This is a genomic window from Arthrobacter sp. MMS24-S77, assembly GCF_054888235.1.
Genome location: NZ_JBTZRN010000001.1, coordinates 4,607,819 through 4,630,955 on the forward strand (window position 1 = coordinate 4,607,819; position 23,137 = coordinate 4,630,955).

At 63.4% G+C, this 23,137-nt stretch carries 22 protein-coding genes; 9 read left to right on the forward strand and 13 right to left on the reverse strand.

Annotation, left to right across the window (positions count from 1 at the left end):
- Positions 1–25 precede the first annotated feature (25 nt).
- Positions 26–1,318, reverse strand: coding sequence for an extracellular solute-binding protein (locus tag ACX5I4_RS21315; protein ID WP_461838441.1), 1,293 nt, complete (start codon positions 1,316–1,318; stop codon positions 26–28).
- Between the two features lie 317 nt (positions 1,319–1,635).
- On the opposite strand from ACX5I4_RS21315, the gene ACX5I4_RS21320 reads away from it, so the two are divergent.
- The 3 genes from ACX5I4_RS21320 to ACX5I4_RS21330 are packed head-to-tail and all read left to right on the forward strand — an operon-like array spanning position 1,636 to position 4,710.
- Entirely contained in the window at positions 1,636–1,977 is a 342-nt protein-coding gene (locus ACX5I4_RS21320) for a metal-sensitive transcriptional regulator (RefSeq protein WP_461838788.1), read from the forward strand.
- Positions 1,978–2,026: 49 nt separating this feature from the next.
- A complete protein-coding gene (locus ACX5I4_RS21325) occupies positions 2,027–2,266 on the forward strand; it encodes a heavy-metal-associated domain-containing protein (RefSeq protein ID WP_461838442.1) in 240 nt (79 codons plus the stop codon).
- A gap of 8 nt (positions 2,267–2,274) precedes the next feature.
- On the forward strand, positions 2,275–4,710 hold the full coding sequence (locus ACX5I4_RS21330; RefSeq protein ID WP_461838443.1) for a heavy metal translocating P-type ATPase: 2,436 nt from the start codon (positions 2,275–2,277) through the stop codon (positions 4,708–4,710).
- Positions 4,711–4,809: 99 nt separating this feature from the next.
- Here ACX5I4_RS21330 and ACX5I4_RS21335 read toward each other — a convergent pair whose 3' ends face one another.
- Entirely contained in the window at positions 4,810–5,082 is a 273-nt protein-coding gene (locus tag ACX5I4_RS21335) for a DUF2277 domain-containing protein (RefSeq protein WP_461838444.1), read from the reverse strand.
- Positions 5,083–5,199: 117 nt separating this feature from the next.
- Positions 5,200–6,231, reverse strand: a complete 1,032-nt coding sequence (locus ACX5I4_RS21340) for an EamA family transporter (RefSeq protein ID WP_461838445.1) — start codon at positions 6,229–6,231, stop codon at positions 5,200–5,202.
- 70 nt (positions 6,232–6,301) lie between these two features.
- On the opposite strand from ACX5I4_RS21340, the gene ACX5I4_RS21345 reads away from it, so the two are divergent.
- Entirely contained in the window at positions 6,302–6,850 is a 549-nt protein-coding gene (locus tag ACX5I4_RS21345) for a CGNR zinc finger domain-containing protein (RefSeq protein WP_461838446.1), read from the forward strand.
- Between the two features lie 123 nt (positions 6,851–6,973).
- Here ACX5I4_RS21345 and ACX5I4_RS21350 read toward each other — a convergent pair whose 3' ends face one another.
- The 3 genes from ACX5I4_RS21350 to ACX5I4_RS21360 form a co-directional block, all read right to left on the reverse strand.
- Positions 6,974–7,330, reverse strand: a complete 357-nt coding sequence (locus tag ACX5I4_RS21350) for a hypothetical protein (RefSeq protein ID WP_461838447.1) — start codon at positions 7,328–7,330, stop codon at positions 6,974–6,976.
- Positions 7,331–7,404: 74 nt separating this feature from the next.
- Complete coding sequence (locus tag ACX5I4_RS21355; RefSeq protein WP_461838448.1) at positions 7,405–7,959, reverse strand: DUF308 domain-containing protein; 555 nt, start codon at positions 7,957–7,959, stop codon at positions 7,405–7,407.
- 9 nt (positions 7,960–7,968) lie between these two features.
- Complete coding sequence (locus tag ACX5I4_RS21360) at positions 7,969–9,312, reverse strand: MATE family efflux transporter (protein WP_461838449.1); 1,344 nt, start codon at positions 9,310–9,312, stop codon at positions 7,969–7,971.
- 40 nt (positions 9,313–9,352) lie between these two features.
- On the opposite strand from ACX5I4_RS21360, the gene ACX5I4_RS21365 reads away from it, so the two are divergent.
- From ACX5I4_RS21365 to ACX5I4_RS21375, 3 genes are all read left to right on the forward strand, one after another.
- Positions 9,353–9,922 (forward strand): antibiotic biosynthesis monooxygenase, encoded by a 570-nt coding sequence (locus ACX5I4_RS21365; RefSeq protein WP_461838450.1) that lies wholly within the window; start codon positions 9,353–9,355, stop codon positions 9,920–9,922.
- 151 nt (positions 9,923–10,073) lie between these two features.
- Positions 10,074–10,508 (forward strand): DoxX family protein, encoded by a 435-nt coding sequence (locus tag ACX5I4_RS21370; protein ID WP_461838451.1) that lies wholly within the window; start codon positions 10,074–10,076, stop codon positions 10,506–10,508.
- Between the two features lie 148 nt (positions 10,509–10,656).
- Positions 10,657–11,628, forward strand: coding sequence for an acyl-CoA thioesterase (locus ACX5I4_RS21375; protein WP_461838452.1), 972 nt, complete (start codon positions 10,657–10,659; stop codon positions 11,626–11,628).
- Here ACX5I4_RS21375 and ACX5I4_RS21380 read toward each other — a convergent pair.
- The 6 genes from ACX5I4_RS21380 to ACX5I4_RS21405 all read right to left on the reverse strand — a co-directional run bounded on the left by ACX5I4_RS21380 (position 11,612) and on the right by ACX5I4_RS21405 (position 19,621).
- Positions 11,612–13,990, reverse strand: coding sequence for a polysaccharide lyase 8 family protein (locus ACX5I4_RS21380; protein WP_461838453.1), 2,379 nt, complete (start codon positions 13,988–13,990; stop codon positions 11,612–11,614). The two genes, ACX5I4_RS21375 and ACX5I4_RS21380, sit on opposite strands and share 17 nt — an antisense overlap.
- Positions 13,991–14,069: 79 nt before the next feature.
- Positions 14,070–15,074 (reverse strand): hydroxyacid dehydrogenase, encoded by a 1,005-nt coding sequence (locus tag ACX5I4_RS21385; protein WP_461838454.1) that lies wholly within the window; start codon positions 15,072–15,074, stop codon positions 14,070–14,072.
- Positions 15,071–15,979, reverse strand: coding sequence for a carbohydrate ABC transporter permease (locus ACX5I4_RS21390; protein ID WP_461838455.1), 909 nt, complete (start codon positions 15,977–15,979; stop codon positions 15,071–15,073). Before ACX5I4_RS21390 ends, ACX5I4_RS21385 begins: the two co-directional genes overlap by 4 nt.
- A complete protein-coding gene (locus tag ACX5I4_RS21395; protein ID WP_461838456.1) occupies positions 15,976–16,938 on the reverse strand; it encodes a carbohydrate ABC transporter permease in 963 nt (320 codons plus the stop codon). Before ACX5I4_RS21395 ends, ACX5I4_RS21390 begins: the two co-directional genes overlap by 4 nt.
- Before the next feature lie 57 nt (positions 16,939–16,995).
- Positions 16,996–18,303, reverse strand: coding sequence for an ABC transporter substrate-binding protein (locus tag ACX5I4_RS21400; protein ID WP_461838457.1), 1,308 nt, complete (start codon positions 18,301–18,303; stop codon positions 16,996–16,998).
- A gap of 142 nt (positions 18,304–18,445) precedes the next feature.
- The gene (locus ACX5I4_RS21405) at positions 18,446–19,621 is read right to left on the reverse strand and encodes a LacI family DNA-binding transcriptional regulator (RefSeq protein WP_461838458.1); all 1,176 of its coding nucleotides are present in this window, start codon (positions 19,619–19,621) and stop codon (positions 18,446–18,448) included.
- A gap of 202 nt (positions 19,622–19,823) precedes the next feature.
- Between ACX5I4_RS21405 and ACX5I4_RS21410 the strand changes: the two genes are divergently transcribed.
- Complete coding sequence (locus ACX5I4_RS21410) at positions 19,824–20,654, forward strand: sugar phosphate isomerase/epimerase family protein (protein ID WP_461838459.1); 831 nt, start codon at positions 19,824–19,826, stop codon at positions 20,652–20,654.
- Here the strand turns inward: ACX5I4_RS21410 and dnaB are convergent.
- Entirely contained in the window at positions 20,651–22,033 is a 1,383-nt protein-coding gene (gene dnaB / locus ACX5I4_RS21415; RefSeq protein WP_059388830.1) for a replicative DNA helicase, read from the reverse strand. The genes ACX5I4_RS21410 and dnaB overlap by 4 nt on opposite strands.
- A 622-nt stretch (positions 22,034–22,655) precedes the next feature.
- Between dnaB and ACX5I4_RS21420 the strand changes: the two genes are divergently transcribed.
- Positions 22,656–23,135, forward strand: a complete 480-nt coding sequence (locus tag ACX5I4_RS21420) for a hypothetical protein (RefSeq protein ID WP_265978082.1) — start codon at positions 22,656–22,658, stop codon at positions 23,133–23,135.
- Positions 23,136–23,137 lie beyond the last annotated feature (2 nt).

The window sequence follows — 23,137 nt, forward strand, 5'->3', positions numbered from 1 at the left end:
GATCCGGCTCGGGACAGGAGCCGCATCATTTGGATCCGAAGACCTTGTTCATGGCCTTCGCAGCGTCGGCGCTGGCCGTGTTGACGTCCGCCTTGCCGGTGACGATCTTCTGGTACATGCCGGTGAAGATGCCTTGGGCGTCGATCGTGGACCAGGTTTCCGTCACGGGGACAAAGTTGGTGCCAGCAGCGAGGGTCTTGATGAACGGCGCGACCTGCGGGTTGGAGTCCGCCACGGTCTTTTGCACATCGCTGAAAGTCGGCAGGTTGCCCATGGAATCGAACATCTTTTGCTGGTACTTCTTGCTGGCCAGTAGCTTGACGAAGTCGGCGGCCAAGGTGTGGTGCTTGCTGCTGTTGAAGACGCCAAGATTGTTGCCGCCCGCGAAGGCCGGGGCGATCGATCCAGCAGTCTTACCGGGGACCGGAACCACGGCGAACTTGTCCTTGACGGCACTGGCAGCGACTGCCTTGTAGTTGAAGTCGCCACCGATCGTCATTGCTGATTTTCCGGCGATGAACTGCTGCACGCTGGCGTTTCCGCCGAATTCGGCGCACGTCTGCGGCGGGCAGATGTCGTCCTTGAGGAGGCGGGCATAGGCAGAGATGCCGTCTTTGGATTCCGTCGAGTCCAGCCCGGAGACAAAGGAATCGCCCTTCTTCGTGGCAATGTTGCCGCCGTTGGCCCAGAGGTAGGGCATAGCGGAGAACTGGGCAGCTCCGCCAACGGAAATGCCGAGCATGCCCGTGTTCGCCGCGCGGACGGCGCGGGCCACGGTTTCGACGTCGGCGAGGGTCTTGGGAGCCTCAAGGCCTGCCGCCTTCAGGAGGTCGGTGCGGTAGTAGAGGGCACGGACGCCCACGAACCACGGCACGCCGTAATTCTTGCCGCCAATGTCCGTGGTGGCCAGGATCTTGCTGTCCAGATCCTTGGACTCGTCCCAGCCCTTGATGTCGGCGGTCATGTCGGACAATCCGCCCGATGCCACGTAGCTGGCGAGGTCCGTGTTGCCGAATTCGGCGACGTCGGGAGCGCTGGAGGGATCGTTGAACGCTGCCTTGAAGCGCTCCGCCCGGCTGTCGACCGGGATGTACTGGACATCAACCTTGGCGCCACTGTGGCTGGCTTCGAAATCGGAGACGGCTGCTTTGACTACGGCGGACTTGGGGTCCTGGTTGACTTCCGAGAAGAGCCACACGCGGATGGTTCCGGATTTGTCATCCGAGGATGATGCGGCGTTGTTCGACGTGGGCGGGGCGCAGGCCGTCAGGGCGAGGGCGGCGAGGGCAAAGGCAGCCGCAGAGCGTGCGATTTTCAATGGATCCTCCATGAGAAAGGGGTTGAGTGCCCGGCGGTTCCCCCGCGTCGGGTATGGAAGGAAACTTTACAAACATACTTTTGTGAGCGGAAGCACAAGCAGCAAAAGGTTTGCATTGCAAAACGAGAATTTGTAAAAGCGATCCCCTCTCATGATTCGACGCATACCCCCTGGGGGTACTTGATTTATACCCCCAGGGGGTATACCTTTGCAACATGAGCACGGTCGATGTGAACCCCACAGATTTGAAGTCCACTTTGAAGTCCACAGAGTTGGACCCGGCTGGCTTGAGCCCGGTTGGCTTGAGCACGGTTGACTTGAGCATTGCGCAGCCCGGCATCGAGATCGAGGATGGGGCGCATTCCCAACACGGCTACTCCTCCAACAAGGACGCTTACCTGCGGCGCCTCAAGCGGATCGAGGGTCAAGTACGCGGTATTGCGCGCATGGTCGAAGAGGACAAATACTGCATCGACATCCTCACCCAGGTCTCGGCGGTCACTAAGGCCCTGCATGCCGTGAGCCTCGGGCTCGTGGAGGAACACATTGGGCACTGCGTAGTAGGAGCCGCATCCGAATCCGATCCCGTGATTCGCGCAGAGCAAATCGACATCAAGGTCAAGGAGGCCGCCGATGCCATCGGGCGCCTGCTGCGGTAGTACCGCAAGCACTCACCACACCATCCAACTCACCACCAGGGAGCATGCCATGGGCCACACAGCCACCATCCAGACGAACGTCAGCGTTTCCGGCATGACCTGCGGGCATTGCGTTTCAGCCGTTAGCGAGGAAATCGAGTCCTTGGCCGGCGTGGAGAGCGTCGAAATCGACTTGAACGCCGGCGGGATCTCGACGGTCACTATCACCTCCAGCCAGGAGTTGTCGCCGTCCGAAATCGGCGAGGCTGTCGCCGAAGCCGGCTACCTGGTAGTCGCCAACGAGGCCTAGGGGCCAGCGTGAGCAATCAGGACATCTTGCGCCAGCCAGGTACACGCATCATCGAACTCGATATAGAGGGCATGACGTGCGCATCGTGCGTGGCGCGCGTGGAACGGAAACTGGGCAAGCTCGACGGCGTGGAGGCCTCCGTGAACCTACCCCTCGAATCAGCCCAGGTAACAGTGCCGGCAAACGTCACGGACCAACAAATCGTGGATACGGTCAACGCCACCGGCTACAAAGCCTGGATCCGCGAATCGGGGCCAACGCCTACGCACGCCCATTCCCAGCCTGAACACGCCCACAGCGACGGTGCCGGTGACTCGGCGCACGAGCTCGCGCAGGGAGATATGCGGCAGCATGCGTCTAAGCGAGGCACGAGCGAGCATGCCGAGCATGTGTCCCGGAGCGAGCGGACTGAGCACGACTCGCGCGCCCACGAAGACCACATGCACCACGGGCCAGCATCCCGCCAGCTAAAGCCGCGCCTAATCGCCGCTGCCATACTGACGGTCCCGGTCTTCGCCATCTCGATGATTTCGGCCGTGCAGTTCCCCCAGTGGGGCTGGGTGGCCGCCGTGCTGACACTTCCGGTGGTGACGTGGGCTGCTTGGCCCTTCCATCGCGCCGCGGCCATCAACGCCCGCCACTTCGCTTCCACCATGGACACGCTTGTCTCCATCGGCGTCCTGGCCGCTTACCTTTATTCGGCGTGGCAGCTCGTCGCCAACCCGATGATGACGGAACACCCCGGCATGGAATCCACGGGGATGGGCGGCGGGCTGTACTTCGAAGTTGCCGCGGTCGTCACCACGTTCCTGCTCCTCGGCCGCTACCTTGAAGCCAACGCCAAAGCCAAAGCCGGCGATGCCCTCAAAGCCCTCCTGAATCTGGGTGCCAAGGACGCAACAGTGCTGCGAGATGGCGTCGAGCACAAAATCCCGGCCGAGCAGCTCGTGGCCGGGGACGTCTTCGTGGTCCGTCCGGGCGAGAAGATCGCCACCGACGGCGTGGTAACGGGCGGTGCATCCGCCGTCGACGCTTCGCTGATCACGGGCGAATCCGTGCCGGTTGAAGTCGGCCCGGGCAGCCAGGTTACCGGCGCCACCATCAACACCTCGGGACGCCTGCTGGTCCGCGCCACACGAGTCGGTTCCGAGACAACACTGGCGCAGATGGGGCGGCTGGTCAGCCAAGCGCAGACGGGCAAGGCCCCGATTGCGCGGCTCGCCGATCGCATTAGCGCCGTGTTCGTTCCGGTGGTGCTGGTCATCGCCGTCGTTACTTTCGTGCTGTGGCTGTCGCTGAGCGGAGACCTCAATGCCTCGTTCACGGCTGCGGTTGCCGTGCTCGTGATTGCCTGCCCTTGTGCGCTCGGGCTCGCGACACCGGTGGGCCTCCTGACCGGAACCGGCAGAGGCGCACAACTCGGCATCCTCATCAAGGGCCCCCAGGTCCTTGAAGATACCCGCACTGTGGACGCCATCCTGCTGGACAAAACGGGTACCGTGACCAGCGGCAAGCTGGCGGTCGGACATACGGTGGCGCTGAATGGCCACTCCCCTGCCGAGGTTCTGTCTATCGCGGGTGCTGTCGAGGCAGCTTCGGAGCACCCCGTTGCGCACGCCATCGCCGCCGCCGCCAAGTCCGCAGCGCCCGACGCCGGCACGCTCCTCAGCGTGAAAGACTTCACTTCCGCCCCGGGCGGGGGAGTTCGCGGGACAGTTCCGGCGAACGGATCCGGAAGCGAAGCTGGGCGCATTGTTGTCGCCGGCAGGACCGGTTGGCTGGAACAAAACGGGATCTTCCCCGACGATACGCAGCGCCAGGCGTTGGCCGCTGAGGAAGCCGGTGGTGCCACAGCCATCTGGGTTGCCGTGGATGGGAAACCTGCCGGAATCGTCACCCTCAGGGACACCGTCAAGCCCGGTTCGGCTGCCGCGATAGGGAGGCTCAAGGAGCTTGGAATCCGGCCCATGCTGCTGACTGGAGACAACGCCGCGGTCGCCGCCCAAGTGGCTGCCGACGTCGGGATCGCCCCGGAAGATGTGTTCGCGGGCATCCTGCCGGAAGGCAAAGTGGACGCGGTCAGGAAACTACAAGCCCAGGGCTCTACCGTGGCCATGGCCGGGGACGGAGTCAACGATGCAGCGGCTCTCGCCCAAGCCGACCTCGGGATCGCCATGGGATCGGGCACGGATGTTGCCATCGAAGCCTCGGACCTGACCGTGATGGGTAGCGATCTCGGCCAGCTCGTTCAAGCCATCGAGCTATCCCGGAAGACCCTGACCACCATCAAGACGAATCTGTTCTGGGCGTTCTTCTACAACGCCATCGGCATCCCCGTGGCCGCCCTTGGTTTGCTCAACCCGATGATCGCCGGCGCGGCTATGGCAGCAAGCTCGGTCCTGGTGGTCGCGAACTCCCTACGGCTCCGGTCGTTTGCAAAGTAGCGGTCGTTCGCAAAGTTGCCCCGACGCACCCAACTAACTAGCAGTTGTTGTCGTTATCCGGCGTGAAAACGGCAACAACTGCCAGTCAGTTTGGAGAGGCTAGGCCGTTCCGAAACGCACGGCGGCCCGGGCCCTGGCTTTGGCGGCTTCCTCGTCGCGGCTCCGTGCTGGGGCGTGGGTCACGAGGGAATCGAGCAGATGCTGGGTGATGTGTGCGATCTCGTGGACGGCCTCAGCGAAGGCCGCCTCGTTCGCCTTGGACGGCTTGGTGCTGCCACTGATTTTGCGCACGTATTGAAGGGCTGCAGCTTCCACCTCCGCCGAGGTGGCTCGTGGCTCGAAGTTATGAAGGGTGTGGATGTTGCGGCACATACCAACATGCTAGGCCCCGGCCCCCTCTTCCGGGACCTCTGAAATGACATTGTGCCCCCGGAGCAGGCTTCCCGCTAAGACGGTGAACAACCAAGCGCCAACGCGCGCGGGATCGACCTAGAGGACCCTCTCAGAAGGAACCGGCTCGACGTCGTTCGCGTGGTCAAGCTCCCGGGCCACCCCATGCTTACCGAGCTCCGCGGTATCACGTTGGTCGGCCCGCAGCTCGTCAATGCGTACAAAGACCACTCCGCACACGATGAGCGCACCACCCAAGAGCTGGATGGTTCCAGGCAGTTCGGAAAGCAGCAGCCACGCCCACACCACGGCGAACAGGACTTCAGTAAGCGAGACAAAGGACGCCACCTTGGAACCCAGGCTGCGGGCGGCCATGATCCCCGTGACATAGGACAGCACAGTGGACAGGATGACCAGGCCGGCGATGGAAACCCACCACGGCGTGGTCCACGGCCCGAGTTGGGTGTCTGCGGTGGCGAAAGTCATGGACACCAGTCCGGTTCCACCCGCAATCCAAATGAGGATGGAACCCGCCATGAGACCGCCGGAGGCCAGGACGATCGGTGGAAGGGTGTCGTTCTGCTTGGCCGTGATGAAGAAGTAGATCACCAGGCAGACGGCGGCGGCCATACCCCACAGGACGCCAGCGAAGTCCACCTTCACGGAACCGGTCAGGTCAAGCACCAGGACAAGTCCCCCAAGGGAAAGCAGCGTTCCGATAGCGGTGAGCGCCCGGGGACGGCGTCGGCTCGCTGCCCACAGCCACAGCACGATCATGGTGGGCGCGAGGTATTCGAGTAGCAGCGCTACTCCGACGGACAGCCTGGACACCGCATTGAAGTAGAAAAGCTGGCATCCCGCAACGCCAATCACACCGAACAAGGCAATGGTGAGCCAGTTGTCCTTGAGTTGGTGCCAACGGCCCCGGAGGGCGACGACGGCGGGGATCACCAAGACGAGTGCGGCACCGCTCAGCCGAATGGCAACAGCAGCGCCGGGGGTCCACCCCGTTTCAAGCAGGGACTTGGCAAATGAGCCGGACAAACCGAAGACCGCTGAGGAGAAGAGCGCGAGCCCCAGGCCCGATGCCATGAAGCCTCCAGCACCAGCCCTGTTTGTTGCAGCTGACACAGCAGCCTCCTGTCAGGAGTAAAATGGGTTACGCTGCTGACAATACTCCCGAGAGATGTAAGGAGTCAAAGTGCTTTTTGCACCTGACACTGAAGTGGCGCTGCGCAGCGTGGTCAATTTGATCAATACGTCCGCCAACGGCACCGAATCCCTCACGAGCGTCGCCGACCTTCACGCCTTCCTGGATGCGGAAGAATTCACCGGAACAAGAGCCGGGACCGAGGCCGAGCTACTCAGCGTGAAGCGCCTGCGGAGCCAGCTGGCGTCCCTGTGGACCTCCGACGAGGATGCTGCCGCGAAGACCGTCAACCAGCTCCTCATGGACGCACGGGCACTCCCCCAGCTGGTCAAGCACGACCACTGGGATTGGCACCTGCACGCAACTACTCCGGAAGCGCCCCTCGCTGAACGTATGGGGACGGAAGCTGCCATGGCACTCGTGGACGTGATCCGCAGCAAGGAAATGGAGCGGCTACGGGTGTGCGCAGCGGACGATTGCGACGCCGTCGTGCTGGATTTGAGCCGCAACCGCTCCAAGCTCTACTGCGACACCGGAAATTGCGCCAACCGAACGCACGTGGCCGCTTATCGGGCCCGGAAAGCGTCAGGCACGGAATGAGCTAGCTGCCGGCGTCACGTCCGGCAACTTTCGGAGCGGACGACGGCGGTCTGTCGCGTGTTTCCGGGGTTGCCGCGGTGGCCAGGCGGCTAAAAGTTGCGGCCCGTGACGCGAACCAGTCACCTAGCGAGGGTCGGCGTCGGGGTTCTCCGTCTCGCTGCCCGGCTGGGGGGCCGCAGAACCGTGGCCGTGGCCCGGCTTCCTGGAACTCAGGTTGACGCCCGAGCCCTTGCCGAGGTGCTCGGCGTTTTCCTTGTGGCTCATCGAAAGCATGGCGGCGATAACCAGACTCACGATGAATGCGATGCCGGCGCCGGTAAAGGCGAGGTCAAAGCGCGGAGTGCGGGCACTGCCGCCGGAGGCGAAAATCAGCACGGCGAAGAAGATCACGACGCCCCAGAACACGGAGAACATCAGCGGTCCCTTAACCGAGGTCCGCATCTTGCGCGGCTCTCCTGGTTTCTGGTCAGCCAAGGTCATTCCTCCAATGTGGCGTGGGGTGCCGGCGCCGTGCGCGCCATGAGAGTTCTACGCAGAGTAGAAACGTACTGTTACTAGTTTACGGCCTCGGCGGAGGGGGTTCGCCCATCGTGCCGCAGGCTCAGCCCGGAGAGCACCCACAAGACTCCCGAGATGATGGCGCCGCCACCGGCAACACCGAGCAGCGCGTGTGCGCCAAGGCTGATGAAGAACGGCAATGCCACGGCGGTCCCGAGTCCTACCACCCCGGAAATCATCCAGTCGCGGGCAAGCGCGTGCCGTCCGCGGTGACGGAATCCCTGGACCAGCTCAGACACCCCAAGCGCCAGCAGTCCCACGAGCGCGGAAACCGCCACCCCGGTATCGGACTGCGTGATGAGGGCGCCAACGCCGCCCAGTGCAACAACGACCGCTACGGCGGCAGGAGCACTGGCGGCCAGGAACGCGGTGCCCGCTGTTGCCAGAAGATAGAGCCCGGCAGCCCAGGCCAGAACATGCACGGACGGCGAGCCCCAGAAGACGGTCACGGCCCCGAACACCACCGCAACACCGGCACGGAGAAGGACGGGCTTCCAGAGCCCGGCTGCAGTAGGCGTGGATGAAGTCGCTGAAGAGGCGGGGAGAGTCACCCGTCCAGTTTAGTGCGAACCGAGGACCATCCACTTGTCCGTGCGGGCCCGCAGCCCCAGCGTGACTCCGCGGGCCAGCATGTAGCCCAGCGCAAACGCTGCCCACAGCCACACGAGCCCCGCCGCGCCGTCGGGCCTTGTCAGATGGACTGCCGCCAAAAGCGGCAGGTAAACGGCAAGGTTCACGACGCCGGCAATGGCCAGGTAGCGCGCATCGCCCGCGCCGATGAGGACGCCGTCCAGGACGAAGACGTAACCCGCGAGGGGCTGCCCGACGGCGAGCACCCACAGTGCCGCGGTGAGCGCCGACTGAACGCCGGCGTCGGGAGTAAAGAGGAAGCCCGCCCACGGAGCCGCCACCGCCAGGAGCGCGCCGGTCACCACACCGAAGCCCACGCCCCAGCGGATCATGGTGCGGGTGAGTTCGCGGGCCCGGGCCGGATGGGAAGCTCCGAGTTCCTTCCCGATGAGGGCCTGCGCCGCGATCGCCAAGGCGTCCAGGGCGAAGGCAAGGAAGGAGAAGATGGTCATCGCGAGTTGGTGCGCGGCGAGGTTCACCGACCCTTGGACGGTGACCACCAGGACGGTGGCCAGGATTGCCAGGCGCAGGCTGAGGGTGCGGAGCATGAGCCAAGAGCCCACGGTGGTCATCGTGCGGATGCCATGCCAGTCCGGACGCAGCGAAACGCCATGGCGCCGGGCATTTCGGCCCACCATCACCAAATAGACGGCAGCCATGGCCCATTGCGCAATGCTGGTGCCGATGGCGGACCCCGCGACGGAAAGGTGCAGCCCGTAGACCAGGACCACGTTGAGGGCGATGTTGAGGGCGAAGCCCGCTGTCGCGACGACCAAGGGTGTGCGGGTGTCCTGCAGTCCGCGCAACACACCAGTGCCGGCGAAGATCAGGAGCATGGCTACGAGTCCCGGCATGGACCAGCGCAAATAGTCCACGGCGTATGCCCGGACGTCGCCGCTGGCACCGAGCAGCCCCACCAGCGGTTCAGCAGCGAGAAAGCCGGCCACCGCCAGGACCGTACCCAGCAGCAGTGCCAGCCAGACGCCGTCGCGCCCTGCGGACAACGCCTTGGCGAGCTTTCCGTCCCCGATGGCCCGCGCCACGGCCGGGGTTGTCGAATATGCCAAAAAGACCATAAGTCCGACGGCGGTGTGCAGCAGCGTGGAGGCCAGCCCCACGCCCGCCAACTGCGGGACGCCGAGATGCCCCACAATCGCTGAGTCGGCCAGCAGGAAGAGGGGTTCGGCAATGAGCGCACCGAAGGCAGGGACGGCCAGGCGCAGAATCTCGCGGGCGTTGGAGGGCGCGGTGGGACGGGTCACTGTTTGGGGCACTTTCCCAGCCTAGCGGGGCAGCGGCGGGTAGATTGTTGAGGTGTCGCTTGAGCATCCCATTACCGTTTCCGTTGCCCGCACCATCACGCCCGGCTACACCCGCCAAGCCAACGCATGGGCCCACGCAGGCCAGGAGTTGGCCCGTGAATGGCCCGGCTACCTCGGTTCCGGGTGGGTGCGCACGGCCGCCGATTCCGATGAATGGCACATGCTCTACCGATTCGCCGACGCCGAGACCCTGCAGGCCTGGGAGGAATCCGAGGAGCGCCGCTGGTGGATCGAAAGCGCCACCGAGCTCATGGAGGTCACAAGGGTGGAGCGTCGTTCCGGGATCGAGGGGTGGTTTTCCCAACCCGGCGATGTGACCCTCATCGTCCCGGAGACGGTGGTGCCGCCGCGCTGGAAGCAGGCCGTCAGCATCTTCCTGCCGTTCTTTCCGTTGAGCCTTCTGGCCAATTTCCTGTTCCACCCGCTGGTGCAGGGCTGGCCGCTGGTGCTCCAGGTGCTGCTGAACATCTGCATCCTGACGCCACTCATGGTCTACATTTTCCTGCCGGTCACCACGCGGCTCCTGAAGCCTTGGCTGGAAGCAAAGCGCAGGGATCAATAGCGGCTCAGGGTGGTGGAGGCGGTTCGGCCGAGTCACATTTGTTTGACACTTCAAGCAAAGTTCGAAAGGCTTGTGTTGAAGCTTCAACAAATTGGCTCCGGCCACAGGAGCTTCTAGACAGCCAACCGCTACCCGAAAACGGTGCAATCACATGAACCAGTCCACCCTGACCAACACAGCCCTTACCGTCCTGCGCGTCATCGTCGGCTTCATCTTCGCCGCGCATGGCTGGCAGAAATTCAACGAGTTCACCATCGCCGGGACCCAAGCCGCCTTCGGCAAGATGGGCGTTCCGGCCGCCGACGTTGTAGCCCCGATCGTTGCAACCATCGAACTGGTCGGCGGGATTGCCCTTATCGCGGGCGTGCTGACCCGCGTCTTCGCTGCCCTCCTTGCACTGGACATGCTCGGCGCCCTGTTCCTGGTCCATGCCCCGGCCGGCCTGTTTGCCGACAAGGGCGGCTACGAATTGGTGCTGGCACTCGCCGCCGGAACGGCGGCCGTAGCCCTGACCGGCGCCGGGCGGATCTCCGTCGACGCCGCGGTGTTCGGCAGGAAGGGTTCCAAGCTGGGCATCCTCGCCTGAGGTAGCGGGCGCATCAGCGCTGGCGACACCCAAAGGGGCTGGCGCATAGGGAATTCCACCATCGCCAGCCCTTTTGGGTGTCACAGACCGATTTGGGACAGTCCGTCATACTGCGCATCACCATCCGCGCCGTCGATACACTCACGTCATGAGCGAGCTCCCCTCCCATTCCGTCACGCTGCGGTTCCTTGCTTCCCCCACCGACGTCGGACACAGCGGGTCCGTCGACGCCGGAACAGTTCTTGAGTGGGTGGACAAGGCCGCCTACGCGGCAGCCGTTGGCTGGGCGAAGTCCTACTGCGTCACGGCGTACGTGGGCAACATCCATTTCGCCGATCCCGTGAACAGCGGAGACATGGTGGAAGTGGAAGCCACCATCGTCTACACGGGGCGCTCTTCAATGCACATCCGGACCATCGTTTCCTCCGGCGACCCCAAGGGCGGGCCAGCAACGATGCGCAGCCAGTGCCTGGTGATCTTCGTTGCCGTCGGACCCGACGGCCGGCCGGTTCCAGTCCCCCAGTTTGAGCCGTCGACGCCGGGGGAGATTGAGCAGCGGGAGAACGCCCTCGCCAGGATCGCCGTGCGTGAACAGATTGTCGAAGCCATGAACGCACAGGAATATACCGACGCCGGGACGGCCGAACGGGTTGTTCTGCGCTTCATGGCGGCCCCTACCGATGTGAACTGGGGCGGGAAGGTCCACGGCGGCATCGTCATGAAGTGGATCGACGAGGCCGCCTACGTCTGTGCTTCCCGCTATTGCGGAAAGGACACGGTGGCCGTGTTCTCCGGCGGCGTGCGCTTCTACCGCCCGCTCCTGATCGGCGACGTGGTGGAAGTCGAAGCCCGCCTCGTCTACACAGGCCACAAAGGCATGCACATTGCCGTGCACGTGCGCTCAGGAAACCCGAAGAGCCGCGAGATGAACCTGACCACGTATTGCCTCACGGTTATGGTGGCCCGGGATGAGACCGGCACGTCCGTTCCGATCCCACAATGGGTACCGGAAACGGACGAGGACCGGCGACTTCACGCCCACGCCCGCGAACTGCTGGAGATCCGAGGAAGGGCACCGGGAACCCGGATGCCGGACCACCTGCTCAACGGCGAAGTTTGAATGGCTGTGCCTGGCCTCCAAGTCCGGCAGTGTCTAGCGTGAGCGTTGAGCGGCCTTCGGTGTCAGTGCCGAGGGTCGCCCCGGAGCCTTCCACCACGGTGGACCATGTTCCTCCGGGCAGCGTCAGCGTGATGCTGGAAGCTTTCTGCGTGGGTTCGCTGACCGCCAGACTGAGCACATTTCCGTGCCTGGAGTAGACAACGCACGCGGGGCCCGAGGCACCAAGGTCCCCGGCCGTTCCGGCCTTCCAGAAGGTTGCTGCCGTGGTCTTTTCGGTCTTGAATTCCACGGACTGGGCTGTGGAATCGTTGCGGATCACCGTGTGGTTGTTGCCTTTCGCGATCTGCCTGATCTGGGCGATTGATGCCCCTGGGGCCACCACGTAGGCGTAGCTGCCCGGCGCGCTGCCTGCGCCGTGGTCAATGTAGACGGTGGCGAAGTTGCGCTGCTGCACGGTTGCGCTGCCTGCAAGGAGGTTGACCGCCGACCAGCTTCCGGAGCGGCTCTCGCGGAGGACCGTAAGCGGTGAGGCATCGAGGATGGCGTAGCCGCCGAACCCTTCCAAGTGGACCCATCGATCGTCGTCCAGAACCACGGCACTGCCGGCCGATTCGGCGATGGTGCCTGACGCCGTCGTGAGGGTGTTGACTCCTTGGTGAAGATTGCGGTGGTCCACAATGCTTTCCACGCGGGCACCGCTCCTGGTGCTGATGTCGGCGCCGAGGCATACGGCCACGTCCCCGCTGACGAACCAGGACTTCCTGGCCGACAAACCGGTGCCACCGGGCCCCACCAGATGCTGTCCGACGGCGGCCACGTCGCCGAGGGCCGCGGAGCCCGTCCACTCGTTTGCGGGGCGAGCTGCGCCCCATTCGCCCTCGACTTTGTCGGGCAAGGGTGTGGTGTCCACGGTGGTGCCGGGCAGCCGGTAGTAGTTGGCGGTGGCCCAGTAGGCGTCGTCGTATTGGGCCAGGTCAGCCGTGTAGAAATGTGTCATGCCAGAACCGGTATGGTACCCGCGGTTGTTTTCGCCGTTGCCGCATTCGTACCAGGCAATGCGGTTACTTGACATGGATAAGGACAGTGCCCAGCCGCTACCGCGGTGGATGGTACGGTCCATGGCAGGGAAGAGCCGGTGTCCCGGGGCCTCCGCGGCCGCCGCAACACCGCTGGCCTGAAGTTCTTTGACCAGGGCAGTCCGGGGCACGCTGGCCCCTGCAAGAATCGGGCGGTAGGTGTTGCGGGTGATCCATCCGGCGCACAGGCCCCGCCATCTTCCAGCGGTTGCGGGATCCATGGCGCGTGCCAGGAGCAGGATGGCTTCAATCGCGGAAGCCCCGAGATCGTAGCCGGTGTTGGCCTCCCGGCTGATTGTGCGGCCACGGACGGCATCCGCCATGGCTCCGTTGATGATGAACGGCGCGTACGAACCCTCAACGGCGTCGAGGAAGATGCTGCGGCTTGGATCGGTGATTTCAGAGGCCGTGCCGCCAAGGAGCGCGAACAGCTTGGACAATCCAGTGAGCAGCACTACCCCATACGAACCTGTGTATGCGGTAGTACTGTGCTGGATGAAGGAGCCGTCCCTGAAGAATCCGTCTCCGCTGGTGACGTATTGCCATACTTGGCTGAGTCCCTTGGTGGCGTGCTGAAGCTTCGCGGTATCTTCCCCGGCCAAGGAGCGGATGATGATTGCTTGGCTAAGGTCGACGCGGTTGGCTCCCACGGACGTGACCTTGGCTCTTGGTGCCGTGAACTGCTGCCATGGGTCGGGCACGAAGTGGTCGATGGCTGCGCAGTTGGCGGCGATCTCAGCGGCGGACAGTTCGCTGTGAATCAGGACCAAGGTATCGGCCAAGGCCCTTGTCGCACCGATTTCCCAGTTCCACCAGTTCCCGAATTCCACTTTCGTATCGTTGTAGGCAACGGCGTGCGCGTCCGCCAGCCCCGCTTTGATGTCGGCAAGCACGGAGGCATCCCCGAACACTGCGGCTGTTGGGGTCGCCCAGGCTATGGCGAGCTGCTGCAAACGCTGGTAGGTGGCAACAATTTGGACGTCGTTGGCGAGCGACAGGTCGGTGAAAACCGAGGTACGGCCTGCCGCCCGGTTGACCTTGGCCAGCGAGGAGGCGGCCTTGTTGTTCAGCGCGGTGATAGCCGTGGCGAAGTCTGAATCCCCCGCCTGGATCACCGTGCGGCCGGTGATCTGGTCTACCCAGCGGCTCCGCAGCGCGGCGAAGTCCGCGGCGCTCGGCTCTGACGCCGCCCAGGAATTTTGGGCAAACATGGAGCTGACCACGGCCGCAAGGGACAGCGTGCCTGCGGCCTGGAGAACCGTTCGGCGTGAGATCTGTGGTGACACGGAGTTGCTCCTAAGTATTTGTGGTGGACGTGCCTCGGCGCACTGAACGCCGAGGCACAAAATAGACGTGACTTGAGAACTAGGCGGTGATGCCGAGATCTTCGGCGCGGACGCGGAACTCGAGGGGGTCGCCCCGGGAAAGCCGGAGGGCTTCCTGGACGGTGCTGGCTGCCATGCGTTCCAGTTCGTTGCCCAGGGAACCGGCGATGTGCGGGGTCAGCAGCACATTTGGGTGCGCGTAGAAGCCGGAGTCCGCTGGCAGGACCCAAGGGGTGGTCACATCTAGCACGGCATAGAGGTCACCGCGCTCCACCCGCGCCAGCAAGGCGTCTTGGTCGACGAGGTCACCCCGGGAGGTGTTGATGAACGTGGCTCCGGGGCGGAGCCGCTCGATCCGGCCGGCGTCGATGAGGTTCTTGGTGGAGGGGAGCGACGGCGCGTGGAGGGACACGACGTCGCTGCTCGCCACGAGCTCGTCCAAGGTGACGAGCTCGACGCCGAGCGCGGCCGCCTCGGCGGGGTCGAGGTAGGGGTCGGCCACCACGACGTCAAGCTCGTACGGAGCCAACAGGCGGATGACGTGGCGGCCGATCTTGGAAGCACCGATGATCCCGACGCGCTTGCGGTAGTTGCCCATGTCGGGGAAGAGTTGTTCCGGCAGGACCTCTGTCCGGGCGGTGTGCAGGGCACGGGCGATCTGAAGGACGCGCTTGTTGGCCAGGACAATCATGGCCACGGTGTATTCCGCGACCGGAATGGCGTTGGCATCCGCCGCAGAACTGACCTGGACGCCGCGTTCCCAGCAGGCGTCCCCGACGTGGTGCTTCACGCTCCCGGCCGCGTGCAGGACGTAGCGCAGCCGCGGTGCCACATCCAGGACGGCGTCGTCAATCATGGGGCAGCCCCAGCCCGTGATGAGGATGTCCGCATCCGCGAGCAGCGCCTTGCCTTCGGGTGTGTGGAAGTCCTGGATGGGCTCAAGGCTCAGGAGGTTCAGTTCAGGCTCGAGGGTGTCGAGGCTGCGTTCCGGGAACAAGGCCCGGGCGGTACGGGCCGGCATGGCCAAGGCAACGTTGAGGGTCACTTGACGCTCCCTGCCGTCAGGCCGGACTTCCAGAAGCGCTGCAGCATGATGAACGCGAGCAGCAGGGGCACGATGGACAGAAGGGACCCAGTGATTACCAGGGGAGTGAATTCCGGCTGCGGTACGGCGTAGCCCTGCCAGATGGAAATACCGACGCTGACCGGGAGCAGCTGCTGGTCCTGGAGCATCACCAACGGAAGCATGAAGTTGTTCCAGACGCCGACGAACTGGAACAGGGCGATCGTGACGTATCCGGGGAGCATCATGGGCAAGCCGAGTGAGAAGAAGGATCGGATGGGTCCGGCCCCGTCCACACGAGCGGCTTCAAGCGTTTCGGCCGGGACGTAGGCCGCGGAGTAGACCCTGGCCAGGTAGACGCCGAAAGGGTTGCAGAGCACGGGGATGAGGACGGCCCAGATGGTGTTGGTGATCCCGAAGACCGATGCCAGCAGATACATGGGCAGGACGGTGGCGGTATTTGGGATGAGGACGCCCACCAGGACGATGCCGAAGAAGGAGTCCTTGCCACGGAACTCGAACTTGTCGAACGCGTAGCCTGCCATGACGGAAATGAGCCCGCCGAAGACTGCGCCAGACGCAGCGTAGAACATGGAGTTCGCCATCCAGCGGAGGAACACGCCGCCGTCCTGGTTCAAGACCGCGGCGACGTTTTCAAAGAAGGCCGGGTGCCCGAAAGCGTAGGCGGCCGTTCCGTAGAGATCCGCGGTGTTCTTGGTGGAGGCGAAGAAGAGCCACAGGACGGGCAGGACCATGTATGCGCAACCGAGGATCAGGAGTGCGTTCACCGTGAAGGCGCTGGCGAAGCCCCTTCGGGCGGCGCTGCGTCGTTTCAACGGTGCAGGTGCAAGCACCGTTTGGGGCCGGGGGAAGGTGGTGGCGCTCATGCTTTGTTCATCCTTGAGCTGAAGCGGGTGACGGCCCAGGACAGCACGGCGGCCATGAGCGCGATGATGATGGAGGCGGCCGCGGCCTGGTTGAGGTTGTGTCGATTGAAGGCCGCGTCGTAGGCCCACATGTTCGGAACCCATGTGCTGGTGACGGACGCCGTGGCCTTGGAGATGATGGAGGGTTCGGTGAACAGCTGCAGCGTGCCGATCACGGTGAAGAGCATGATGACGCTGAGTGCGGGCAGGATCAGCGGCAGCTTGATGCTGAGGGCTGCACGGATTTCCCCGGCTCCGTCCACACGCGCGGCCTCCAGGACCTCCCGCGGAACGGCCTGCAGCGCTGTGAACAGCACGATCACGTTATAGCCCGTCCATTCCCACACGGCGATGTTCACGATCGACGGCAGGATCAGGTGGGCGTCCAGGAAGTTCAGCGAAATGCCGCCGGTTTCGAGGACCGAGACGATGGGACTGACTCCCGGCGTGTAGAGGTAGGCCCAGATCAGCGCGGCGATGACGCCCGGTACAGCATGGGGCAGGAAGACAAGGAGTTGGAACAGTTTTCGGGCACGTGCGACGGCGGCATCCAGGAGGAGCGCGAACGCCAAGGCACCGCCTACCATGCAGGGAATGTACAGCGCGCAATAAAGCGCGAGGCGGCCGATGCCGCCCACGAAGGCTTCCGATTGCAGGACCTGCAGGTAGTTCTCGAGGCCGACGAATGCGGTCTTGGCCTCGCCGAAGCCCAGACCGGATTTCTGCTGGGCGAAGAAGCTCAGCCCGATCGAATAGATGACGGGTGCCACCATCGCCACGGCGAAGACGGCAAAGAACGGGATCAGGAACAGGGCGGCAGTGCGGCCACCGGTCCCGGACAGGCTGCGTGGCTTGCGGACGGTAGAAGCGGGTGCGGCCGCAATGCGGCTGGCCGGTTTTGTGGGTGCTTGGTTCACCATGATGAATCTCCTCGCTGGCGGGGTGGCTTGCGATTGAAGCCACCCCGCCGGGCGGGCCTACTCCTTGACGGAGAGACCATTCTGCTTGAGTCCGCCCACCGTGGCAGTCTGCGCGGTTTCGATGCCTTGCTTGACGGTGCCGCCTGTGGTCAGCTTGCCGAACGCATCCTTCATGGCGGTGTTGGTGAGGTCCCAGCTCGGTCCCCACTGCCAGCCGCTATTGACGGTGGCGAAGGCCTTGTCGAAGACGGCGTAGATGTCGTTGCCGAAGTAGCTGGCGTCAAACGCCTGCCGCGCCACGGGAGTCAGTCCCGGGAACGCCAGGTAGGCCGAGCCGGCATTGCCGCGGGCCTTGACGGCATCGGGGTTGGTGGTGAGGAATTCGATGAACTTCGCTGCAGCGGCGGGGTTCTTGCTGTTCTTGGGGATATTGAAGCTGGAACCGCCCAGGAAACCATTCGAGGGAGTGCCCCAGTTGGGCACCTCGGCCGCGATCCACTGGCCGGCCTGGTTGCTTGCTTTCGTACGCGACTGTAGACCAGGGGCACTCCAGCTCGCGCCGAGGACACCGACAACGGTGCCGCTGGCCAGATCGGCGGACCATTCGTCGCTGAAGGACTGTTCGACCTTGACGATCTTCTCGTCGATCAACTTCTGCCAGTAGTTGGCCACCTTCTGGGTGGCCTCATCCTTGACGCCGATCTTCCAGCTCTCGCCCTCGGTTGAGAACCACTTGGCACCGGCCTGCCAGGCCAGGCCCGCGGTAACCACCGGATCGTTCGGGTAGAAGCTGGCGAGGTAGGCGTTCGGTGCCACTGCCTTGACCTTCTGGCCGGCCTTCTCGAAATCATCCCAGGTCTTTGGAACCTCAACGCCGGCCTTTGCCAGCAGGTCCTTGCGATACCACATGACCATCGGGGTGGTGTCGTAGGGAAGGGCGTAGGTCTTCCCGCCAAGCTGCACCAATCCACGGGCTTGGTCCGAGAGCTTGTCCAGTGTGGCGGACTTGTCGATCAGTCCGTCCAGTGGCTGGAGCTGGCCGTTGCTGACGAACTGGGCCAGCTGCGGGTACTCGATGGTGGCCACGTCCGGACCGTTACCTGCCGTGATGGCGGTGGACAGCTTGGCGTAACCGCCGCTGGCGCCGTTGGGGACGGTTTCGAAATTGACCTTGATCTTGTTCTGGCTTGCGTTGAACGCGGCTGCGACTTTGTCCATACCGGCCAGCGAGGACCAGAAGGTGATGGTGCCGGTAGGGTCTTGAGCCGGGGTCGGGGTTGCGGACGGGGTGGTCCCGCAGGCTGTGATGAGGGCGGCACTGGCCACGAGGCTGGCCGCTCCGAGCAGAAGCTGGCGACGCTTCATTCTGTTCTCCTTTGAAGTTCACGATGCGAAGTCGTGGTGTGCTTTGGAGCACTTAACTCAATGAAACGGCCAGCGAGTAAACATATCAACGGAATGAACAGAATTGAACACTAGAACCGGAGTGGGCTTGTCTTGGCTTCCGTCATCCGGCGGCCCCGACTTTAAGCGCCTGGCTCTGGGTAGAATCCCGGATGTTGAGGCTGGGAGAGAGACTAAGTCGCTGCAGCGCCGACACACCCCGTCGCTGGGTCCCGATCCTGTTCAGGCACATCAGCAGCGCTTCATGTCCGACGTCGTATTTTGGCGGTGCCACGGCGGTGAGGGGGACTGTCCCCAGCGCCGCGATTTCGTCGTCGTACGCGATGATCGCCAAGTCCTCCGGGATGCGGACGCGGCGATCCTGACAGGCGCTGGCGAACTGCAGCGCGTCCTCATCGCTGTGCACGATCGCGGCCGTCACGTGCGACTCGGCGCACCAGTCGAGAATCCCGTCCAACACGAGGCGGTGCGCCTGTGGATCGTTCAGCGCACGCGACACGGGGCGCACCATCGTGGAGTCCTGCGGCGTCCCGGCCCGCCGCATGGCGAGGTGGTAGCCCTCGATGACCTGCGAGGCTGTGGGAGTCTTCTCCCGAACGCACAGGGCAATCCTCCTGTGGCCGATGGACAGGAGATGGTTGACCGCAATCTCCGCCCCGCGCACATGGTCGCTGCGGACGGACTCCAGGCGGCACTCTTCAGAAACGTCGTCGATGGAGCGTTCGACGACGACAACCGGCACCGCTGCTTCAGCCAGCAAGGCCAGGGTTTCAGTTCCGGCCAAGGAAACCTCACTGGGCGTAACCAAGATGCCGTCAACCCCGTGTTCGAACAGACGGCGAAGCTGGCGCCGCTCCTCGGCCCCTGAGTAGTTGGAAACCCCCAGCACCAGCCGAACGCCCGCTTCCTGGGCGGCCGCCTCGGCGCCCCGGATAACCCCGGGAAAATAGTACGACGCCGACGGGACGATCATGCCGATCGTCGCCAACGGGCGCCTCCCGCCCGGTCGCCCCGACAACGTAGGAACGGCGCCAGGACCCGAAGCTCCCCGACGGATCATGCCTGTAGCGGCACCCCTGCCGCTTTCAACGGCGGTCCCGGCAACCGGGACGGCACCACCTCGGACGCGTTGCAGGAGCCCCTGTTCCGCGAGAGCTGCCAAATCACGACGGACCGTCATCCCGGACGTTCCCATTCTTGCGGCGAACTCTTCGACGCTCAGGGAGCCATGGAAAGCCAACTCCTTCAGAATCTGCAGGTGCCGGTCCTCTGGCAGCATGGGAATCTCCGATCGAGTTCACTTGTGTTTGATCTGTTCACTATGAACTAGAGCGGACACAGTCCCTGAAGTCAAGAACAGGAAAGCCCCACAAACATCGGCCGCGGGATGTGTGCATTGTTGTTCAAATGACCTACCAATGCTTGACCTCAGGTTGCTCTGGGACCTTTCCTTGAATCGAGGCACGTTCTGAGGAGAAGAATTGATAGTAAAGCGGGAAGAAAGCTCCGCCGCTGACCGCCGGGTTGGTGGGAACTTCGTGAAGGCGAAGGTTGCCTTTTCTACGCTCGGTTGCCCGGAAGCATCTCTCCAGGAGATTCTGGACATTGCGGCCACCTACGGGATTCAAGGGCTCGAACTCCGCTCCACGGCAGGACAAGCAGTGCATACTGGCTTGTCCCGTGAAGAGCGCGGCTGGATCCGCAGGCGGATCGACGAGGCAGGGTTGCACGTCGTCTGTATAGCTACGTACGTACGTGTAGGCGATCCGGGGCAGAGCGACGACCACGTACTCGGCGAGCTTGAGGCTCAGATCCTTCTCGCTCGTGACTTGGGAGCGGCAGGGGTCCGCGTGTTTCCGGGCGGGGCTGGCACGGATTCGGATGCGCGCATCGCGAGGCGGCTCGCGGCGGCCACCCGCTGCGCACCTGATGTCCGAATATATTTGGAAACGCATGACTCGCATCCCCGGGGCAGGGACATCCGGCGGGTCATGACGCTGTTGGAAGAGATATGCCCCGGTCATGGCGTCCAAGTCATCTGGGACGTCCTCCACCCTGTCACTGCCGGTGAGCTGCCTGCGACGACGTTGGAAGCCATCGGCCAGTGGTTTGGCTATGCGCAGCTCAAAGATGCCGACTTGGACGGACGGTTACGGCTCCTCGGTGAGGGTGCCATTCCGCTGCGCGAAATCCTCGCTCTCCTTGAGGACCGAACCGAGTGGCTTTCGTTGGAGTGGGAGCGCCCGTGGCATCCCGAACTTCCGGAACTGGCCGTGGCCTTGGCCGGAATGAGGCAGTGGTTTGCTGCCTAGAACCCGCCGCCGCCTGTCTCGCCCGCCATGTTCGCGAAGCGGGAGTAATGGCCTTGGAAGGCCACCACAATGTCCTTGGTAGGGCCGTTACGGTGTTTGGCGATGAGGATGTCGGCCTCGCCGGCACGGGGGGATTCTTTGTCGTAGACGTCCTCGCGGTGAAGCAGGATGACCATGTCGGCGTCCTGCTCAATGGAGCCCGATTCACGAAGGTCCGAGACCATGGGCCTCTTGTCCTGGCGCTGTTCGGATCCACGGTTCAACTGGGAGAGCGCGATGACCGGAACCTGGAGCTCCTTGGCCAACAGCTTGAGGGCTCGCGAGAATTCGGAGACTTCCTGCTGGCGTGACTCAACCTTCTTGCCGGAGCTCATGAGCTGGAGATAGTCGAGGATCACCAGTTTGAGGTCGTGCTGCTGCTTCAAGCGGCGGCATTTGGCCCTGATTTCCATGAGGGACATATTGGGGCTGTCGTCAATGAAAAGCGGTGCGTCGTTCATGCGGCCCATGGTGGTGGCGATCTTGGACCACTGTTCGTCCTTGATGGTGCCCTTACGGAGGTCCTGAAGGCCGATGGTGGCCTCCGCGGACAGCAGGCGCATGGCGATTTCGTTCCGGCCCATTTCCAGGGAGAACATCACGGTGGCGAGGTTGTTCTTGATGGCAGCGGAACGGGCAAAGTCCAGCGCGAACGTGGACTTACCGACGGCGGGGCGCGCGGCGATGACGATCATCTGGCCCGGGTGCAGGCCATGGGTGAGCTCATCAAGTTCATAGAACCCGGTAGGGACGCCCGTCATGCCCTCTCCGCGGTGACCGGATGCCTCGATCTCGTCAACGGTGGATTCCATGACGTCCTTAAGCGCCACGTAGTCCTCCGCGGTGCGGCGTTCGGCCACCGCATAGATCTCGGCCTGGGCCTGGTTGACGAGGTCTTCCACCTCGCCGTCCTGGCCGTAGCCCATTTGGACGATCTTGGTGCCGGCGTTGACGAGGCGGCGCAAAACGGCGCGTTCTGCCACGATTTCGGCGTAGTAACCGGCGTTGGCGGCCGTGGGTACGGTCTGGATGAGCTCGTGCAGGTAGGCGGGGCCGCCGATCCTGTTGATCTCGCCACGCTTGGTCAGCTCATCGGACACCGTGACGGCGTCAGCGGGTTCGCCGCGGCCGTAGAGGTCGATGATGGACTCATAGATGGTTTCGTGCGCGGGACGGTAGAAGTCGTGCCCGCGGACAATTTCCACGACGTCCGCAATGGCGTCCTTGGAGAGCATCATGCCGCCGAGAACCGATTGCTCGGCGGGGATGTCCTGCGGAGGTTTGCGGCTGGCGTCCGACGTCCGGCCGCCCTCGATCGAATCCAAGTGCGTAACTGACAAGCCGTCCTCCATTGTGTACCGCGGCAGATAACTGTTCCCGGCGGTTCGGTAGGCCAATACCCCGGTGTGGGTTGGCCCGGCCGCCCGGCGTGCCGGCTGGTCCAACTCTTTCGCGGAGCACCGACAATTTTGGATTCCCCGATTTCCACAGCTTTTCCACAGACCGGCCGCGGGCATGCTGGTTACCGACGGCGTCAGGGCGCCGCACACGAGAAACAGGGGTTTTCCAAGTACCTAAAGCAGGTACTCAGCCACGTTAGCCCTGCTTTTCCGAGGCACCAAGCCGGGCATGTGGATAAAGTGTTGAAAACATACCCCTACTTGTGCACAGTCTGTGCAAGACCCTGTGGAAAGAGAAATTCTTTTTGCGGAAAATAGCCTCTGAACTGGGAAAACATTCTCCACGCCATGTGGATGAAAAGTATTTTGATCCGCCACTCATCCACAGGCCGATTCGCTCAATCCACACCCCCGGCCCCGCTCAATGGCCCAAAGCGGGATAAATATGCCAATAATGTGATGCCGCCCACAATCGCTCCCAGAATTTGACAGCAGGCTCTCAGAAGCTATGCCGAAACAGGAATGTGCTGTGGATAACTGCGTTCTGACATAAGCTCTAAGTATGGGTTTCACTGTTGGGGATGTACTGCTGGTCGCAATGCCCGTTGTCATCCTTGTGGCGGTGATCTGGGCCCTGACGGCGGCGTTCAAACCACGCGACACAGGGTTGTCCGACGCCGAACGCTATCAACGGGAGTTGGCCGCCCGTTCGGCAGCCCACCAGGCTGCCCAGGTGCAGGCCGCAACGGCGGCAAGGGCGCGCATCGATGCGTCCACAAGGCCAAGCCAGAACGCACAGCAACAGTCCCAGCAGGACAGCCAGTCGCGGGCGGCACTTAAGGCGCAAGTCGGGGCCAGCCCAGGGGTCGGCCAAGCCGGCTACAACGGCCCCATCCTGCCCAACGGGCAGTTGAATCCCCAGTTTGCGCTGCAATTGCAGGGCATGGTCCGCAGCGGACAGAAGATCCAGGCCATCAAGCTTCTCCGCCACGAAACGCACTCGGACCTGTTGACCGCCAAGAACTACATAGATCGGCTTTAGTG

Coding starts and splice junctions, on each gene's coding strand:
- ACX5I4_RS21400 (WP_461838457.1), bottom strand. CDS start 18,303: ATGAAGCGTCGCCAGCTTCTGCTCGGAGCGGCCAGCCTCGTGGCCAGT.
- ACX5I4_RS21390 (WP_461838455.1), bottom strand. CDS start 15,979: ATGAGCGCCACCACCTTCCCCCGGCCCCAAACGGTGCTTGCACCTGCA.
- ACX5I4_RS21375 (WP_461838452.1), top strand. CDS start 10,657: ATGAGCGAGCTCCCCTCCCATTCCGTCACGCTGCGGTTCCTTGCTTCC.
- ACX5I4_RS21350 (WP_461838447.1), bottom strand. CDS start 7,330: ATGACCTTGGCTGACCAGAAACCAGGAGAGCCGCGCAAGATGCGGACC.
- ACX5I4_RS21335 (WP_461838444.1), bottom strand. CDS start 5,082: ATGTGCCGCAACATCCACACCCTTCATAACTTCGAGCCACGAGCCACC.
- ACX5I4_RS21395 (WP_461838456.1), bottom strand. CDS start 16,938: ATGGTGAACCAAGCACCCACAAAACCGGCCAGCCGCATTGCGGCCGCA.
- ACX5I4_RS21420 (WP_265978082.1), top strand. CDS start 22,656: ATGGGTTTCACTGTTGGGGATGTACTGCTGGTCGCAATGCCCGTTGTC.
- ACX5I4_RS21370 (WP_461838451.1), top strand. CDS start 10,074: ATGAACCAGTCCACCCTGACCAACACAGCCCTTACCGTCCTGCGCGTC.
- ACX5I4_RS21405 (WP_461838458.1), bottom strand. CDS start 19,621: ATGCTGCCAGAGGACCGGCACCTGCAGATTCTGAAGGAGTTGGCTTTC.
- ACX5I4_RS21325 (WP_461838442.1), top strand. CDS start 2,027: ATGGGCCACACAGCCACCATCCAGACGAACGTCAGCGTTTCCGGCATG.